Consider the following 17,737-nt stretch of genomic DNA (forward strand, 5'->3'; position numbering starts at 1 on the left):
CATGCTGAAGAAACTGCAAGCCTTCGCCCACGGCGCCCTGGTGCCGGTGCTGGTGCTGATCCTGTGGGAGGCCGGCTCCCGGGCCGGCCTCTTCTCCGAGGTGCTGCTGCCCTCCCCCAGCGCCGTGGCGGTGAAATGGTGGGCCTACCTGCTGCCGACCCAGGACTACGTCCCGGGCAGCGGCAGCTACTTCACCTGGCTCATTTCCGGCGAGTTGCTGCACGACGCCTATTCCAGCCTCTACCGGGTCATCGTCGGCTTCATCATCGGCGCCGGCCTGGCCCTGCCCCTGGGCCTGGTGATGGGCGCCAACAACCGCATCTACGACCTGTTCAACCCTCTGGTGCAGATCCTGCGGCCGATCCCCCCCATCGCCTACATCCCGCTGGCGATCCTGTGGTTCGGCCTGGGCAACCCGCCGTCCTTCTTCCTCATCGCCATCGGCGCTTTCTTCCCGGTGCTGATGAACACCATCGCCGGGGTGCGCCACGTGGACGGCATCTACCTGCGGGCCGCCCGCAACCTGGGGGTCAATTACTGGACCATGTTCACCCGGGTGATCCTGCCCGCCTCCACCCCCTACATCCTGGCCGGGGTGCGCATCGGCATCGGCACCGCCTTCATCGTGGTGATCGTCTCCGAGATGATCGCGGTGAACGACGGCCTCGGCTTCCGCATCCTGGAAGCCCGGGAGTTCATGTGGTCGGACAAGATCATCGCCGGCATGATCACCATCGGCCTGCTGGGTCTGGCCATCGACACCGCCGTCAGCCGCCTCAACAACCACCTGCTGCGCTGGCACCGCGGCCTGGAGCACTAAGTTGGCCAGGACCATCCCCCCGCCCCCCTGCCCACGGCAGGGGGTGACGGCAGTTCAGCCCGCCGCCCGCCCGGGCGCCGGACATCCAGATCAACGACGGCTGCCTCCTTGGGGCGGCCCTGCGGAGGCAGCATGAGCGACATCCTCATCAACAACGTGCAAAAGGTCTTCAAGACCCCCGGCGGCGACGTCACCGCCCTCAAGGACATCAACCTCACCGTCAAGCAGGGCGAATTCGTCTGTCTGCTGGGCCCCTCCGGCTGCGGCAAATCCACCCTGCTCAACGCCGTGGCCGGCTTCCAGCCGCCCTCGGCCGGCGAGATCGTCATCGAGGGCAAGAAGATCCTCACCCCGGGCCCGGACCGGGGCATGGTGTTCCAGGAATACGCCCTCTTCCCCTGGATGACCGTGGCCCAGAACATCGCCTTCGGCCTGCAGATCCAGAAGAAGGAGAAGGCCGAGATCGACCTGACGGTGAACCAGCTGTTGGACCTGCTGCACCTGAAGGACTTCCGCGACCGCTTCCCCAAGGACCTCTCCGGCGGCATGCGCCAGCGGGTGGCCATCGCCCGGGTGCTGGCCCTGGATTCGCCCATCATGCTCATGGACGAGCCCTTCGGCGCCCTCGACGCCCTCACCCGGCGCAACCTGCAGGACGAGCTGCTGCGCATCTGGGAGAAGCTGAACAAGACCATCCTCTTCGTCACCCACTCCATCGAGGAATCCATCTACCTGGCGGACCGCATCGTGGTCATGACCTACCGCCCCGGCACCATCAAGCGGGACCAGTACGTCACCATGCCCCGGCCCCGGGACCCCTCCAGCCACGAGTTCAACGAGCTGAAGCGGGAGCTGGGCCGCCTGGTGATGGAGGAGCAGCAGCGCCACGCTGCCGACGAGCTGAAGCTGGCGGCGGTGGACTAGGCACCGCCGCGGGGGGCGGAAGCTGCCGTCCCCCGTTTTTTCCCCCGCTCTTTCCCGCTTCCTCCCGTTGCTGCTGGCCGCCGCCGGGTCCGGGCATTAGCATAGGCGGCTGCCTCCCAACCCTGACCGCGCCCCCACCCACCGTGTCCCTGCCGCCCCTGCCCGTCCCCCCCACCTCCAGCCGCCGCCGGCTGCTGCTGGGCACCGCCCTGCTCGCCGCCTGCCTGGTCTTCGGCTGGCTCGCCTACCGGGTGGCCCTGACCATCTTCCTCGATGGCGAACGGCAAAACGCCGCCCGCCGCCTGGAGTTCTACGCCCTTTCCCTGGAAGCCACCCTGGCCCGCTACGAGGCCCTGCCCGGCCTGCTGGCCCTGGAGCACAAGCTGCACGAACTGCTGGCCCAGCCCGCCGGCAGCGCCCAGGCCAAGGCCGCCAACGCCTATCTGAAGACCGCCCAGAGCGGCGCCGAGATCAGCGCCGCCTACCTCATCGACCGCCGCGGCCACACCCTGGCCGCCAGCAACTGGGACAAGGCGGGCAGCTTCGTCGGCCACAACTACGCCTTCCGTCCCTATTTCCGGGAAGCCATCAAGGGCAGCCTGGGCCGTTTCTACGGCGTCGGCGCCACCACCGGCGAGCCGGGCTACTTCCTCGCCGCCCCGGTGCGGGACGGCAGCCACGGCCCCATCGAGGGCGTGGTCACCATCAAGGTGAACCTGGCCCCCTTCGAATCCGCCCTGGCCAGGAGCGGCGACACCGTGCTGCTGGCCGACGACGAGGGCGTCATCTTCCTCGCCCCCAAGGCCGAGTGGCGCTACCGCACCCTGGCCCCCCTCTCCCCCCTGGCCCGGGAACGGCTGGCGGCCAGCCGCAAGTACGGCGACAGTCCCCTGGAACCCCTCATCAGCGACCGGGCCCTGGAAGACGGCAGCGTGCGCCTGGCGGTGACCGACCGGCGCCCCCGGGACCTGCTCATGGAAAGCCAGGCGGTGGGCCACCAGGGCTGGCGCGTGGTGCTCCTCACCGACCCGGCGGAGGCCCGCCGCAGCGCCCTCGGCGCCGGTTTCACCGCCGCCTTCGCCCTGGCCTTCGTGCTGGCCCTGGCGGCCCACCAGAACCTGCGCCGCAAGCGCCGGGCCGAACTGCACCAGGCCCATGCCGCCCTGGAGGCGGCCATCGCCGAACGCACCGCCGACCTGACCCGCAAGGTGGAAGCCCTCAAGCAGGCCGAGGCGATCCTGCACCAGACCCGGGACACGGCGGTGCAGGCCGGCAAGCTGGCGGTGCTGGGCCAGATGTCCGCCGGCATGAGCCACGAACTGAACCAGCCCCTGGCCGCCCTGCAGACCTTCTCCGACAACGCCGTGGCCCTCATGGACCTGGGCCGCCTGGAGGAAGTGCGGGAGAACCTGGCCATGATCCGCCAGCTCACCGCCCGCCTGGGGCGCATCGTCACCCAGCTCAAGTCCTTCTCGCGCAAAGGCCCGGCGGAAAAGAGCCCGGTCCCCGTGGCCCGGGCCGTGGACAACGCCCTGCTGATCCTGGAACCGCGGCGGCGGGAGCTGCAGGCCGCCATCCAGGTGGCTCCCATCGCCCCGGAACTGGCGGTGCTGGCCGACACCACCCGCCTGGAGCAGGTGCTGGTAAACCTGCTGCGCAACGGCCTCGACGCCATGCAGGAGCGGCCGGCGCCGCGCCTGCACCTGCAGGCCGAACGGCGGGACTCCCAGGTGCGCATCGCCATCCGCGACGAGGGCCCGGGGCTGCCGCCGGAGGTCCTGGCCCACCTGTTCGAACCCTTCTACACCACCAAGCCCGTGGGCGAAGGCCTGGGCCTGGGTCTGGCCATTTCCCTGGCCATCGTCGAAGGCTTCGGCGGCCGCCTGGAGGGCAGCAACCGGCCGGAAGGCGGCGCCGAATTCGCTATCATCCTGGAAGCCGCCAGCGGCACCCAGTCAAACCCCACCCCCGCCTGATCCGCCCCGGAACCACGCCATGCCCCACCTGACCCTGGAATACAGCGCCAACCTGTCCCTGGACCCGGCCGCCAGCCTCGCCCCCCTCAACCGCTGCCTGGCCGACTCCGGCCTCTTCGAGGAAGCCGACATCAAGAGCCGGGCCCTGGCCCTGGAGGTATTCTGCGTCGGCACCGCCGCCACGCCCCGGGCCTTCGCCCATGCCAAGCTGAGCCTCATGCCGGGGCGCAGCATGGAGACCAGGAAGCAGCTGGCGGACAGCCTGCTGGCCGCCCTCTCGCCCCTGGTGCAGGCGGCGCCGGGCACCGAACTGCAGCTGTGCGTGGAGCTGTTCGAGATCGACCGGGCCAGCTATGCCAAGGAGAGCCGCCGTGTCTGAGGCCGCCGCCCTGCCGGTCTTTCTCGTCGAGGACGATCCGGCGGTGCGCATGGGCAGCGCCCAGGCCCTGACCCTGGCCAGCCTGGAGGTGCGCAGCTTCGCCGATGCCGAGGGGGCCCTGGCGGCCCTGGCCGCCGAACTGCCCGGGGCCGTGGTCAGCGACGTGCGCCTGCCGGGCAGGGACGGCATCGCCCTGCTGGGGGAGCTGCGCCAGCTGGACCGGGAGCTGCCGGTGATCCTGGTCACCGGCCACGGCGACGTGGCCATGGCGGTGCAGGCCATGCGCGACGGCGCCCACGACTTCATCGAAAAGCCCTTCACCTCCGAACACCTGGTGCGGGTCACCCGCCAGGCCCTGGAAAAGCGGGCCCTGCTGCTGGAAAACCGGCGCCTCAAGGAAGCCCTGCCGACCCAGGACGGCCTGCCGGTGATCGGCCAGACTCCGGCCATGCAGGAGGTGCGCCGCCTGGTGGCGGCCCTGGCCCCCACCGACGTGGATATCCTCATCAACGGCGAGACCGGCAGCGGCAAGGAAGTGGTGGCCCGGGCCATCCACAGCGCCTCCGGCCGGCGCGGCCCCTTCGTCGCCATCAACTGCGCCGCCCTGCCCGAGAGCGTCTTCGAGAGCGAGATGTTCGGCCACGAGGCGGGAGCCTTCACCGGCGCCGGCAAGCGGCGCATCGGCAAGATCGAATACGCCCACGGCGGCACCCTGTTCCTCGACGAAATCGAGTCCATGCCCCTCAACCTCCAGGTCAAGCTGCTGCGGGCCCTGCAGGAGCGCAGCATCGAGCGCCTCGGCGGCAATGCCCCGGTGGCGGTGGATTGCCGGGTGGTGGCCGCCTCCAAGGCCGACCTCAAGGCCCTCTCCGAGGCCGGCCAGTTCCGCGCCGACCTCTACTACCGGCTCAACGTGGTCAGCATCGACCTGCCGCCCCTGCGCCAGCGCCAGGAAGACATTCCCCTGCTCATGGGCCACTTCCTGCAGCAGGCGGCCAAGCGCTTCGGCCGGGAAGTGCCGGCCTGGGGCCCGGCCGAACTGGCCCGCTGGCAGGCCCAGCCCTGGCCGGGCAACGTGCGGGAGCTGAAGAACGCGGCGGAGCGCTTCTGCCTGGGCCTGGACCAGCCCCAGGCGGCATCCCCGGCGGGCAGCGCCCCGGGGGCCGAGCTGCCCCTGGCCCGGCGCCTGGAGCTGGCGGAACAGGGCTTCATCGAGGCCGCCCTGGCGGCCTGCCACGGCAATGTGGCCCTGGCGGCCGAGCGCCTGCAGCTGCCGAAGAAGACCCTCTACGACAAGCTGGCCCGCCTGCAGATCGCCGCCGACACCTTCCGCCGCTGAAGCCGCCGTCGAGCCCCTTGCCGGGCCCGGTCCGATGCCGTCAAAATGGGCGGCACAAGAAGCGGCCCCCAGGGCCGCAAACCGGGAGGCTCCCGTGCCTGCGCGATTCGACAACGGCATCACCGGCACCATCCTGCTGGCGGACGATTCCGCCCTGGACCGCCATCTGTTCACCCAGCTGCTGCAGCGCTACGGCCACACGGTGCACGCCGTGGCCGACGGGGCCCAGGCCCTGGCCGCCCTCGACGGCCTGCAGCCGGACCTGGTGCTGCTGGACATCCGCATGCCCGACATGAGCGGCCTTGAGCTGTGCGCCAAGCTCAAGGCCGACCCGGCCACCCGGGACATCCCGGTGATTTTCATCAGCGCCGCCAGCGCCGTGGAGGATCGCATCCAGGCCTTTTCCAGCGGCGGCGTGGACTACATCGGCAAGCCCATCAAGAGCGAGGAAGTGCAGGCCCGGGTCACCACCCACCTGACCCTGCGGGCCCTGCGCCGCACCCTGGAACTGCGGGTGCAGGAGCGCACGGCGGAACTGGAAGTGGCCAACCGGCACCTCAGCGAGGAGATCACCGAACGCCGCCGCATAGCCCAGGAACTGCTCGAATCCCGGCAGCAGCTGCGGGACCTGGCCGCCCACGGCGAAGCCGCCATGGAGCAGGAGCGCAAGCGCATCGCCCGGGAGATCCACGACGAGCAGGGCTCCCTGCTGACCGCCCTGAAAATGGACCTGACCCTGCTGCGACGGGAGCTGGGCGACGCCCCGCCGGCCATCGGCCAGCGCCTGGACACCATGCAGCACCTGGTGGAGGAGGCGGTACGGGTGATGCGCCAGGTGGCCTCCCAGCTGCGTCCGGCGGTGCTCAACCTGGGCATCCTGCCGGCCCTGGAATGGCTCACCGAAGAATTCCGCCAGCGCACCGGCATCGCCTGCCACCTGCTGGCCGGGGACGACATTCCCCTGGACGACAGCCGGGCCACCACTCTCTTCCGCATCGTCCAGGAATCCCTCACCAACGTCACCCGCCATGCCGAGGCCAGCCAGGTGGATATCGGCCTGAGCCTGGAGGCGGAGCACATCCGCCTGGAGATCACCGACAACGGGAAGGGTTTCGAACTGCATCAGGTGAGCAGCCATTCCTTCGGCCTGCTGGGCATGGGCGAGCGCCTGGAAGCCCTGGGCGGCAAGCTGCGCATCGACAGTGCCCCGGGCCGGGGTACCCGCCTGCACATCACCATTCCCCTGGCGGAGGAACTGCCATGATCCGCATCCTGTTGGCCGACGACCACAGCATCGTACGCAGCGGCCTCAAGCAGCTCCTGGCCACGGAAGCCGACCTGGAGGTGGCCGGCGAGGCCAGCCAGGGCAGCGAGGTCCTGACCCGGCTGCGCCAGGGCGGCATCGACCTGCTGCTGATGGACATGTCCATGCCCGGCATCAGCGGCCTGGACCTGATCCGCCGAGCCCATACGGAAGCGCCGGAGGTCCCCGTCGTCGTCCTCAGCATGCACAACGAGAGCCAGCTGGTGTCCCGGGCCCTGCGCGCCGGCGCCAGCGGCTACGTGACCAAGGACAGCGACCCGGCCATTCTCCTGGCGGCCATCCGCAAGGTGGCCAGGGGCGGCCGTTTCATCGACCCGGCCCTGGTGGACGCCATGGTCTTCGGCGCCCCGGAAGAGGCGCCGCCCCACGAGGCCCTCTCCGACCGGGAATTCGAGGTGCTGCAGCTGCTCAGCCAGGGCCTGGCCCTGGCCGCCGTGGGCGAACGGCTGCACGTCAGCGCCAAGACCGTCAGCACCCACAAGACCCGGCTCATGCAGAAACTCGGCATCGACAACAATGCCGAACTGGTGCGCTACGTCCTGCGCCACGGCCTGGGCCGGCCCTAGGCCCCGCCTCCGCCCTGTCGTTGCGCTGCCCGTTTTACGTCTTCCTCCCCGCTTCCTCCCCACCTCCTCCCTATTTCCCCCTCCCATCCCCGGCATGGCCGGCCCGCTGCCGCGGGCACTCCCCTTGTAGGGTTTACCTGACCCCCGAATCAGGCTTGCCCTAAGTCACATTCCGCCGTTGCCGACGGCGGCGCTTTGGCGTCTGGCGTGAAATACACCCATCGCAGCACGCCACGGACAAGCGCCATGAAAATCCTCATCGTCGAAGACTCGAAGCTGGTCAGCGAACGGCTGCGCCTGGCATTCGCCGACCTGCCCCGGGTGGAAACGGTGGTCACCGATCGCATCGACATCGGCCTGCGCCATTTCCGCCTGTTCCGCCCCGAACTGCTGATCCTGGACATCGAGGTGGCCGACGGCAGCGGCATGTCCCTGCTGGGCAAGGTGAAGCTGGAAGCGCCGGCCACCATCGTCGCCATCTTCACCAACCATCCCGGCTTCCGCCGCCGCTGCGCCGCGGCCGGCGCCGATTTCTTTTTCGACAAGTCCTCCGACTTCGAACCCCTGGCCAGTACGGTGCGCCACCTGGCGGAGGCCCGGCAATGAGCGCCCCCACCACCTGGACCCCGCTCGGCCTGGGACTGGCCGGCGCCGCCTGGTCCCTGGGCCAGGGCGGCAGCACGGCCGGCGGCATCGGCGGCGCCCTGCTGCTGGCGCTCGCCGGGGCAGCCGGCGCCTGGTACGTCCGGCAGCACAGCCGCCTGCTGCAGGAACGGCTGGCCGCAGCCCTGGCGGCCGGCGCCCGGGGCGAGGCGGAGGAACGCCAACGCCAGGCGGGATTGACCGCCCAGGTACACAGCATCGAGGGCCACATCCTGCCCATCTGGCGCAAGCAGCTGACCCTGGTCGGCGAGCAGACGGAAACGGCCATCGCCGCCCTCTCCTCCCGCTTCGCCGGCATCGTGGACGGCCTGGAGGCCAGCGCCCGGGCCTCCGACGCCTCGGTGGGCGGCAATCTGCTGCAGACCCTGGAGCACAGCCGCCGGGAACTGGACGCCCTGCTCGCCACCCTGGCCGGGCTGCTGGCCAACAAGCGCCGCATGCTGGAAGAGATCGGCCGCCTCGCCGCCTTCACCGACGAACTGGATGCCATGGCCCAGGGGGTCGGCCGCATCGCCGGCCAGACCAACCTGCTGGCCCTCAACGCTGCCATCGAGGCGGCCCGGGCCGGGGATGCGGGGCGCGGCTTCGCCGTGGTCGCCGACGCGGTGCGGGAGCTTTCCAACGAATCGGCCGGCACCGGCCGGCGCATCGCCGACAAGGTGCAACTGGTCAACGAGGCCATCCACGGCGCCCTGCAGGCGGCGGACCAGGGCGCCCTGGCGGACGAGCAGGCCCTGGGCCAGGCCCAGCACTCGGTGGCGGGAATCCTCGAAGGCTTCCAGCGCGTCACCGGCGACCTGGCGGACACCGCCAACACCCTGCGCCGGCAGCACCAGGGCATCCAGCAGGAAGTGGCCGAATCCCTGGTCTCCCTCCAGTTCCAGGACCGCATCGGCCAGATGCTGGGCCACGTCCGCCAGGACATGGAAAGGCTGGAGCGGCACCTGGCCACCGGGCCGGAACACCTGGACGCCCAGGATTGGCTGGACAACCTGGCCAGCACCTACACCACGGCCGAGCAGCACGCCGTGCATGGCGGCAAGAGCAGCCAGGCACCGGCCGACTCCGACATCACCTTCTTTTAGGACCGCCCCATGGCAAAGACAATTCTCATCGTCGACGACTCCGCCTCCCTGCGCCAGGTCGTCAGCATTGCCCTCAAGGGGGCCGGCTACGAAACCCTGGAAGCCTGCGACGGCCAGGACGGCCTGAACAAGCTCAAGGGCCAGAAGGTGCACCTCATCATCAGCGACGTGAACATGCCGGTGATGGACGGCATCACCTTCGTCACCGAGCTGAAGAAGCTGCCGGAACACCGCTTCACCCCGGTCATCATGCTCACCACCGAAGCCGGCGACAGCATGAAACAACGGGGTCAGGCGGCGGGCGCCAAGGCCTGGGTGGTGAAGCCCTTCCAGCCGGCCCAGATGCTCACCGCCGTGACCAAGCTGGTCATGCCCTGAGGAGCGCGCCATGGAGATGAAGACCCATTCCGCCGACGGCGTCATGCACCTTGCCCTGCAGGGCGAATTCACCATCTACGACGCCGGCATCAAGGACGAGCTGCTGGCCCTGTGTGCCGGCCCCCGGGTGGAGATCGACCTGAGCCAGGTCAATGAGATCGACAGCGTCGGCGTCCAGCTCCTGCTGCTGGTCCTGCGCCAGGCCCAGATGCAGCAGCGCAGCCTGCGCCTGGTGGCCCTGCACCCGGCCGTCAACACCATGTTCGAGCTATACGACCTGCACCAGACCTTCGGTCTCGACACCAACGGGGAGCAGCTGTCATGAGCATGGATGAAGTGCTGCAGACCTTCGTTGCCGAAGCCCGGGAACTGCTGCTGGGCATGGAGGATTCCCTGCTGGCCCTGGAACGGGACCCGCGGGACGGGGAGGCCATTTCCGCCACCTTCCGCGCCATCCACACCATCAAGGGTTCGGCCGGACTGTTCAGCCTGGACCAGCTGGTGGCCTTCGCCCACGTTGCCGAAACCCTGCTCGACCGGGTACGGGACGGCAGCGTGGCGGTGAACGGGGACCTCATCGCCCTGCTGCTGGAAAGCAGCGACTACCTGGGCTTTCTCATCAACCAGATCGCCGGCGAGGAGGTGGCCGACGCTGCAACCCAGGAGGCCCGGAGACCCGCTCTGCTGGCTCGTCTCCAGGCATGCATCGCCGACAGCGGCGCCCCTTCTGCCTCCCAGGCCGAGAGCCCCCGGCAGGCCCCGCCGAGCGCAGTGCCGGCCGCCGGCGAGGTGGCGGACCCGGTGCATAACGATGCCTGGCACATCTCCCTGCGCTTCGGCCCCGAAGTCCTGAAGAACGGCATGGACCCGGCCTCCTTCCTGCGCTATCTCGGCACCCTGGGGGAAATCGCTCACATCACCACCCTGTGGCAGCAGATGCCGGCGCCGGAAGCCATGGACGCGGAAAGCTGCTACCTGGGCTTCGAGCTGGATTTCCGCAGCGAGGCCAGCCGGGAAGCCATCGACAGCACCTTCGACTTCGTCCGGGACGATTGCCGCATCACCCTCCTGCCGCCCCGCAGTTCCATCGACGACTACCTCAAGCTCATCGCCGAGGCGCCGGAAGGGCTGGAGCGCCTGGGCGAGATCCTGGTGGCCAGCGGCGCCCTCAGCCAGGCCGAGCTGGAGCGGGCCCTGGAGAGGCAGCGCCAGGCCGCCCCGCCGGCCCTGGGGGAGATGCTGATCCAGGAAGACGGCATTCCCGCCCCCGTGGTCCAGGCCGCCCTGGAAAAGCAGGCGAAAGGGCGGGAGAACCGCTCCGCCGCCACCCGCTTCATCCGCGTCGATGCGGAAAAGCTGGAGGACCTGATCAACCAGGTGGGGGAACTGGTCATTGCCGGCGCTTCCGCCACCCTGCTCTCCCAGCGTAGCGGCGACACCGCCCTGATCGAGGCCATGGCCCAGGTGGGACGCCACGTGGAGGAGATCCGGGACCGGGCCCTGTCCCTGCGCATGGTGGAGATCGGCGAATCCTTCAACCGCTTCCCCCGGGTGGTGCGGGACGTTTCCCGGGAACTGGGCAAGGACATCGAGCTGGTCATCACCGGCGCCGAGACCGAGCTGGACAAGACCGTGGTGGAAAAGATCGGCGACCCCCTCATGCATCTGGTGCGCAACTCCATGGACCACGGCATCGAATCCATCGAAGAGCGCCTGGCCCGGGGCAAGCCGGCCCAGGGCCGCCTCAGCCTCCACGCCTACCACGAGTCCGGCAGCATCGTCATCGAGGTGGCCGACGACGGCGGCGGCCTGAAGCGGGACAAGATCCTGGCCAAGGCCATGGACCGGGGCCTGGTGGCGCCGGGCCAGAGCCTCACCGACCGGGACGTCTTCAACCTCATTTTCGAGCCCGGCTTTTCCACCGCCGAGCAGGTCACCAACCTCTCCGGCCGCGGCGTCGGCATGGACGTGGTCCGCCGCAACATCAGCGCCCTGCGCGGCAGCATCGACATCGAGAGCCAGGAGGGCGTGGGCACCACCATGCGCATCCGCCTGCCCCTGACCCTGGCCATCATCGACGGCTTCCTCATCCAGGTGGCGGACAGCGCCTTCGTCCTGCCCCTGGACCTGGTGCAGGAATGCATGGAACTGCCCGACGGGGAGCGCCTGCAGAGCCGGGGACAGAGCAGCCACTACCTGGACCTGCGCGGCGAGGCCCTGCCCTGCCTGCGCCTGCGCAACCTGCTCAACCTGGAAGGGGAAAGCAGCCAGCGGGAGAACGTGGTCATCGTGCAGTACGGCAACCGCCGGGCCGGCCTGGTGGTGGACCGCCTGCTGGGCGAGTTCCAGACCGTGATCAAGCCCCTCGGCCAGATCTTCCGCCACCTGCGCGGCTTCTCCGGTTCCACCATCCTCGGCACCGGCGAGGTGGCCCTCATTCTCGACGTACCCACCCTGGTGCACGACGCCAGCGGCCGGGAAGCCCGCTTGTTGGGCGAAAGCAACGCCGGCCAAGCCATCGGCAGCGAACAGCCTGCCTAGATTCAGCCCCCACGACGCCACATCCACAGACCGATTTCTTCGCCCGAAGGAGCATGCAATGACCCTCAAACAACGCCTCATCCTGCTGATCAGCAGCGCCGCCCTCGGCCTGATCGTCCTCGCCGGACTCTCGGCCTACCAGATCGAGCGGGTGTTCACCATCACCAACTATTCCAACGTCAATTCCCTGCCCTCGGTGCGGGTGCTGCAGGAAGCCTACGTGCCCCTGGCCAGCATTCGGGCCCAGGTGTGGCAGCACATCACCCTGGAGGACAAGGGACGCATGGCCGAGATCGAAGGCCGTATCAACACCAACATGGCCAAACTGGAAGACTCACTGAAACGCTATGAAAGCCTGGTCTCGGACGAGAAGGACCGGCAGCTGCTGCGCGACGACCGGGACGCCCTGGAAGCCTACCGCCAGGTGCGGGACCAGACCATGGCCCTCTCCCGGGAGAACCGCATGGCCCAGGCCCGGGACTACCTGCTGGCCAACCAGGCCGCCTTCAACCGCATCAACGACGCTTTCCTCGCCCACCTGCAGTACAACCTGGACCTGGGCACCCAGTCCGCCAAGGAGGCGGAAAGCCTGAGTAGCGCTGCCGAATGGCAGTCCGCCGTCCTCAGCGGCATCACCCTGGTGCTGGTGGTGGGTCTGGGCATCCTCATCATGCGCTCCGTCTCCCGCCAGCTCGGTGCCGACCCCGCCATGGTGGCCGCCTGCGTCGATCGGGTGGCCCAGGGCGACCTGTCCCAGGACATCCCCCTGGAAGGAGTGGACAAGGATGCGCTGCTGGCCAACGTGGTGCGCATGCAGACCGCCGTGCGCAGCCTCATCGACGACATGAACCACATGAGCCGGGAACACGACCTGGGCGACATCGACGTCATCGTGCCCGTGGAGAAGTACCAGGGCGGCTTCCGCACCGTGGCGGAAGGGGTGAACAACATGGTGGGCGGGCACATCGCCGTGAAGAAGAAGGCCATGGCCTGCGTCGCCGAGTTCGGCAAGGGCAACTTCGAGGCCCCCATGGAACAGCTCCCGGGCAAGAAAGTCTTCATCAACCACGTCATCGAGCAGGTCCGCGCCAACCTCAAGGCCCTCATCGAGGACACCTCCACCCTGGCCACCGCCGCCCTCCAGGGCCGCCTGGAAACCCGCGCCAATGCTGAACGCCACACCGGCGACTTCCGCCGCATCGTGCTCGGCATCAACGACACCCTGGATGCCATCGTCACCCCGCTCAACGAAGCCATGCGGGTACTGCAGTCGGTGGAGCAGGGCGACCTGACCCAGAGCATCAATGGCAACTACCACGGCAAGCTGCAGGACCTGAAGGACTGCGTCAATAGCATGGTGGGCCGCCTCAGCACCGTGGTCGCCGAAGTGCGTACCGCCGCCGACGCCCTCAGCAACGCCAGCGAGCAGATCTCCGGCACCTCCCAGGCCCTCTCTTCCGCCGCCGCCCAGCAGTCCTCCAGCGTCGAGGAGACCAGCGCCTCCATGGAGCAGATGAGCAGCTCCATCAACCAGAACACGGAGAACGCCAGCGTCACCGACGGCATCGCCAGCAAGGCCTCCACCCAGGCGGTGGACGGCGGCAAGGCCGTCACCGATACCGTGGCCGCCATGAAGTCCATCGCCGCCAAGATCGGCATCATCGACGACATCGCCTACCAGACCAACCTGCTGGCCCTCAACGCCGCCATCGAGGCGGCCCGGGCCGGGGACCACGGCAAGGGCTTCGCCGTGGTCGCCGCCGAAGTGCGCAAGCTGGCCGAACGCAGCCAGGTGGCGGCTCAGGAAATCGGCCAGGTGGCAGGCAACAGCGTCTCCCTGGCGGAACACGCCGGCAAGCTGCTGGACGAGATCGTCCCCTCCATCAAGAAGACCTCCGACCTGGTGCAGGAAATCACCGCGGCCTCCAAGGAACAGGCCCTGGGCGTCGGCCAGATCAACAGCGCCATGTCCCAGCTGACCCAGACCACCCAGCAGAATGCGGCTTCCTCCGAGGAACTGGCGGCGACAGCCGAGGAGATGACCGGCCAGGCCGAGCAGTTGCAGCAGCTGATGGGCTTCTTCAATACCGGTCACGGCACCACCCAGCGCAACGTGCAGGTACGTGGCACCAAGAAGCCCGGCCAGGCACCGCGCCAGGCATCCCGGCAGGAAAGCTGGGAAAGCGCTTCTGCCGAAGTGGAAGCTGGCGGCGACTTCGTCCAGTTCTAAGGAGAATGGCCATGAACGCACCAGTCACCGCCGCTCCCGAGAGGGAGACGGAGGCCCGCACCCAGTGCCTCACCTTCCAGCTGGGCAACGAACTGTTCGCCGTGGGCATCCTCAACGTCCGGGAAATCATCGAGTACGGCCACCTGACGGTGGTGCCGATGATGCCCGACTCGGTCCGCGGCGTGATCAACCTCCGCGGCGCCGTGGTCCCGGTGATCGACCTGCGCCGCCGCTTCGGCCATGCCCCAACCGTGGTCGGACGGCGCACCTGCATCGTCATCGTCGAGACCCCCGCCGCCGAGGAAACCCAGGTGGTGGGCATTATGGTGGATGCGGTGAACGAGGTCCTGGACATCCCGGACACCCAGATCGAGCCGCCGCCGGCCTTCGGCACCCACCTGCGCACCGACTTCATCCGGGGCATGGCCAAGATGGACAAGGGCTTCATCCTGGTCCTGGATCTCAACCACGTGCTGGCCGAGGACGATTTTCACGCGCTGGTCCAGGACAGCGAATGCGCCGCGGCCTGAGCAGGGAGGAACCCCATGGAACCGGACCACAACCCCGCCGAGGATTCGCAGCAGCAACAGGTGCTGGCCGCCTTCGCCCGCTGGAGCCGTACCTACGAACTGATCCTGCACTCAGCCAGTGAAGGCATCTTCAGCCTGGATACCAACGGCTGCATCACCTTCGCCAACCCGGCTGCCTCACGCCTGCTGGGCTGGCCGGTGGAGGACATGCTGACCCGGCCGGTGGCCGCCGTACTCTATGGGGACAAACCCAATCCCCTGGCGGGGGAGGCGGAGTTCCAGCACCGCCGCCAGGTGTTCCTGCAGCGGGGCGGTTCCAGCATTGTCGTCGAGTGCAACCAGGCCCTGATCCTGGAGGAGGACCAGACGGTCGGCGCCGTCCTCATGTTCAACGACATCAGCGAGCGGGAACGGGCCGAACGGGCCCTGCAGGACACCCTGACCTCCCTGGAACAGACCAATCGCCGCCTGACCCAGACCCACGACCAACTCCTCCATGCCGAAAAGCTGGCCGCCATCGGCCAGCTGGCCGCCGGCGTGGCCCACGAGATCAACACGCCCCTCGGCTACATCCAGAGCAACCTGGGCGCCATGGCCCGGCACCTGGAGGACCTGCTGACCCTGGTGGACGCCTACGAGAGCGCCGCCGCCGGCCAGCAACCGCCCGGCCGGGAGCGCATCGACCTGGACTTCCTGCGCCAGGACGCCCCCCAGGTGCTGGCCGAAACCCGTCAGGGCATTTCCCGGGTGAGCACGGTGGTACGCCATCTCCTGGAGTTCTCCAGCACCTGCGCCAGCGGCGAATGGCGCCAGGCCGACCTGGAAGCCATCTGCCGCACTGCGGCGGAACGGGCCTGCCAGAAGCGCCACAACTTCCGCCTGGAACAGCGCTACGACGCCCTGCCGCCGCTGCACTGCCTGCCGGAACGGCTGCAGCAGGCCCTGGAAAACCTCATCGACAATGCCCTGCTGGCCATCCCGGCCGAGGGCATGGTGCGCCTGCACGGCAGCTGCCCCGACGGCCGCCAGATCTGCCTGACGGTGGAGGACAACGGCTGCGGCATCGCGCCGCAGCATCTGGAAAGCATCTTCAATCCCTTCTTCACCACCCGGCCGGTGGGTTCCGGCGAAGGCATGGGACTCTCCGTCGCCGACACCGTCGCCCGTCTCCACGGCGGCAACATCGAGGTGGAAAGCAGCCCGGGCCTGGGCAGCCGCTTCACCCTATGCCTGCCACTTCAAAACAACATTCCTCAGGCGAAGGCAGCCGAATGATCAACCCAGGCCGTTGGTGCAACTTGAATGCAAGCGAATCGCCTCGTAATCAGCGGGGATGAGAGCAAGCCAACGCCAAAACATACCAAAGTCATATTGCAATAATCCGGCGACAGACTATTGTTTTCCAACTGCCGTCTGCCCGCTTCTCAACCGCTCAGACGGCGGGTCGCCGGACTTCCCTGGATTGCCTTCATCATGGCACCCCCAGCCTCCGGCCTGTGCAAGATCACCAAGGAGGCAAGCATGAGCAAGACCAACTACATCATCAGGAACAATCCCAACAACGGCCCGCTGGAAGCATTCACCATCGGCCCCAATGCCGAACTCTGGCATTCGTGGCAGTCGCCCACCGGCCCCGGCGGCTGGAGCGGCTGGTCCAGCCTGGGCCGCCCAGCCGGCGTCTTCATCAGCCAGCTGGAAGTGATCGGCAACGCCAGGGACAGCGGCCCCTTGGAAGCCTTCGCCGCAGGCTCCGACGGGGCCCTGTGGCATATCTGGCAGGGCGGCGGCCAGAAGGACAACTGGAGCAACTGGGAATCCCTCGGCTCCCCCGGCCCCAAAGCCCTGATCACCTCGGTGGAAGTGGTGGAAAATGCCGGCAAGGGCACCCTGGAAGCCTTTTCCATCGCCACCGATGGCGCCCTCTGGCACAACTGGCAATCTCCCAACGGCCCAGGCGGGTGGAATGGCTGGTCGTCCCTGGGACAACCGCCAGGCGGCATTGCCATCGGCCAACTGCTGGTGGCCGAGAACGCCGGCACCAGCGGTCCCCTGGAAGCCTTCGCCCTGGGTTCGGACCGGGCCCTGTGGCACATCTGGCAGGGTGGCGGCCAGAAGGACAACTGGAGCAACTGGGAATCCCTCGGCGTGCCCTGACCTGGACGGGCACCGTTCCCACACCGGCGTGCCGGTTGCAATGAAAAAGCCCGGAATCCGTTGCGGATTCCGGGCTTTTCTTCAGTGCAAGAGACTGGACGGCTTTTAAAACGGTTGTGCTGAAAAAAAATCGTAAACAACCAACGGATCGCCCGCCTTAACTAGAATTTTTTCGACAAACATCTTTTTTGTGTAAACAAAACGCCAGAAAACGCCAATTTATTTACATTCTGCAAAATCGCCTTACTAGCAAAAGGTTCGCTACTAGGTGTTTCAATTTCACTCTCTCATCTTTTTTGTTGTCTCAGCGGGCATAACACCGACGTTTACCGCTCCGTATTTCTTACACCAGCAGTAATACATAGCGTCTACGATATCTATCTTCCTACAGACCTCATCAACAGGAGTTGAAACCTCAGCCTCCAGAAGGCAGCCTGCTCTTCGACAAAAAATCATTCTCTTCGCGGCACAATGCGCTGTGGTTGTTGAGACAACTATGGCGTAGCTTAATTTTGCTATTAGCATACTCCAGAGACAGAAAATCTGTAGACACATAGGCACCTTCGGCCCAAGCTCAATAAAAACCACCCCTGATTCGGTGAAGGGCCGGTTAATTTAAGCAGGTCGAAGCGGTAGTCTGCCTAGCGAGGCCCCGACGTCCCCCCGTTGAAGCCAGGGCAGTTTACTTTCCAGGTGGATTTATGAGGTGGCGAAGCTTGTTCCATGTCCAAGTGATGGGAAGCCAGTACAAAGTCCATCCTTGGCGAACCCCAGCCATAAACTCTCGCTTGACTTCGTTCAAGGTCGGAAACATCTACTTTCCTATGG

The 17,737-nt window shown here is 67.5% G+C and carries 15 protein-coding genes and 1 pseudogene; all 16 read left to right on the forward strand.

Annotated elements, in window-relative coordinates; all coding sequences use genetic code 11:
• Position 1: 1 nt before the first annotated feature.
• The 16 genes and pseudogenes from OEL49_RS02405 (at position 2) to OEL49_RS02480 (ending at position 16,909) form a co-directional block, all read left to right on the forward strand.
• Positions 2 to 820 (forward strand): ABC transporter permease, encoded by an 819-nt coding sequence (locus OEL49_RS02405; protein ID WP_014238471.1) that lies wholly within the window; start codon positions 2 to 4, stop codon positions 818 to 820.
• Between the two features lie 132 nt (positions 821 to 952).
• A complete protein-coding gene (locus OEL49_RS02410) occupies positions 953 to 1,744 on the forward strand; it encodes an ABC transporter ATP-binding protein (RefSeq protein WP_205231443.1) in 792 nt (263 codons plus the stop codon).
• A 143-nt stretch (positions 1,745 to 1,887) separates the two neighbouring features.
• A complete protein-coding gene (locus tag OEL49_RS02415) occupies positions 1,888 to 3,720 on the forward strand; it encodes a sensor histidine kinase (protein ID WP_287873912.1) in 1,833 nt (610 codons plus the stop codon).
• A 19-nt stretch (positions 3,721 to 3,739) separates the two neighbouring features.
• Positions 3,740 to 4,099: a 5-carboxymethyl-2-hydroxymuconate Delta-isomerase gene (locus OEL49_RS02420; RefSeq protein ID WP_287873913.1), complete on the forward strand. Its 360-nt coding sequence runs from the start codon at positions 3,740 to 3,742 to the stop codon at positions 4,097 to 4,099.
• Entirely contained in the window at positions 4,092 to 5,438 is a 1,347-nt protein-coding gene (locus OEL49_RS02425; RefSeq protein ID WP_287873914.1) for a sigma-54-dependent transcriptional regulator, read from the forward strand. Before OEL49_RS02420 ends, OEL49_RS02425 begins: the two co-directional genes overlap by 8 nt.
• A 94-nt stretch (positions 5,439 to 5,532) precedes the next feature.
• On the forward strand, positions 5,533 to 6,702 hold the full coding sequence (locus OEL49_RS02430; protein WP_287873915.1) for a response regulator: 1,170 nt from the start codon (positions 5,533 to 5,535) through the stop codon (positions 6,700 to 6,702).
• Complete coding sequence (locus OEL49_RS02435) at positions 6,699 to 7,328, forward strand: response regulator (RefSeq protein WP_287873916.1); 630 nt, start codon at positions 6,699 to 6,701, stop codon at positions 7,326 to 7,328. The genes OEL49_RS02430 and OEL49_RS02435 overlap by 4 nt, the downstream gene beginning before the upstream one ends.
• Before the next feature lie 246 nt (positions 7,329 to 7,574).
• Complete coding sequence (locus tag OEL49_RS02440; RefSeq protein ID WP_130459035.1) at positions 7,575 to 7,934, forward strand: response regulator; 360 nt, start codon at positions 7,575 to 7,577, stop codon at positions 7,932 to 7,934.
• Positions 7,935 to 8,491: 557 nt separating this feature from the next.
• Positions 8,492 to 8,791 (forward strand): annotated as a pseudogene (locus OEL49_RS17375) (methyl-accepting chemotaxis protein); the annotation flags it as partial.
• A gap of 294 nt (positions 8,792 to 9,085) precedes the next feature.
• A complete protein-coding gene (locus OEL49_RS02450; protein ID WP_014238480.1) occupies positions 9,086 to 9,454 on the forward strand; it encodes a response regulator in 369 nt (122 codons plus the stop codon).
• Positions 9,455 to 9,464: 10 nt separating this feature from the next.
• Positions 9,465 to 9,779 carry an STAS domain-containing protein gene (locus OEL49_RS02455; protein WP_287873919.1) on the forward strand — a complete coding sequence of 105 codons (315 nt, stop codon included), beginning with the start codon at positions 9,465 to 9,467 and terminating at the stop codon, positions 9,777 to 9,779.
• Positions 9,776 to 11,995: a chemotaxis protein CheA gene (locus OEL49_RS02460; RefSeq protein WP_287873921.1), complete on the forward strand. Its 2,220-nt coding sequence runs from the start codon at positions 9,776 to 9,778 to the stop codon at positions 11,993 to 11,995. The genes OEL49_RS02455 and OEL49_RS02460 overlap by 4 nt, the downstream gene beginning before the upstream one ends.
• Before the next feature lie 58 nt (positions 11,996 to 12,053).
• Positions 12,054 to 14,225, forward strand: coding sequence for a HAMP domain-containing methyl-accepting chemotaxis protein (locus tag OEL49_RS02465; RefSeq protein ID WP_287873922.1), 2,172 nt, complete (start codon positions 12,054 to 12,056; stop codon positions 14,223 to 14,225).
• Positions 14,226 to 14,236: 11 nt separating this feature from the next.
• Positions 14,237 to 14,755: a chemotaxis protein CheW gene (locus OEL49_RS02470; protein ID WP_287873923.1), complete on the forward strand. Its 519-nt coding sequence runs from the start codon at positions 14,237 to 14,239 to the stop codon at positions 14,753 to 14,755.
• A gap of 15 nt (positions 14,756 to 14,770) precedes the next feature.
• On the forward strand, positions 14,771 to 16,030 hold the full coding sequence (locus OEL49_RS02475) for a two-component system sensor histidine kinase NtrB (protein ID WP_287873925.1): 1,260 nt from the start codon (positions 14,771 to 14,773) through the stop codon (positions 16,028 to 16,030).
• Between the two features lie 246 nt (positions 16,031 to 16,276).
• Entirely contained in the window at positions 16,277 to 16,909 is a 633-nt protein-coding gene (locus OEL49_RS02480) for a hypothetical protein (RefSeq protein ID WP_287873926.1), read from the forward strand.
• Positions 16,910 to 17,737: the final 828 nt, after the last annotated feature.

Source organism: Azospira sp. (assembly GCF_030247495.1).
Classification (GTDB): Bacteria; Pseudomonadota; Gammaproteobacteria; order Burkholderiales; family Rhodocyclaceae; genus Azospira; species Azospira oryzae.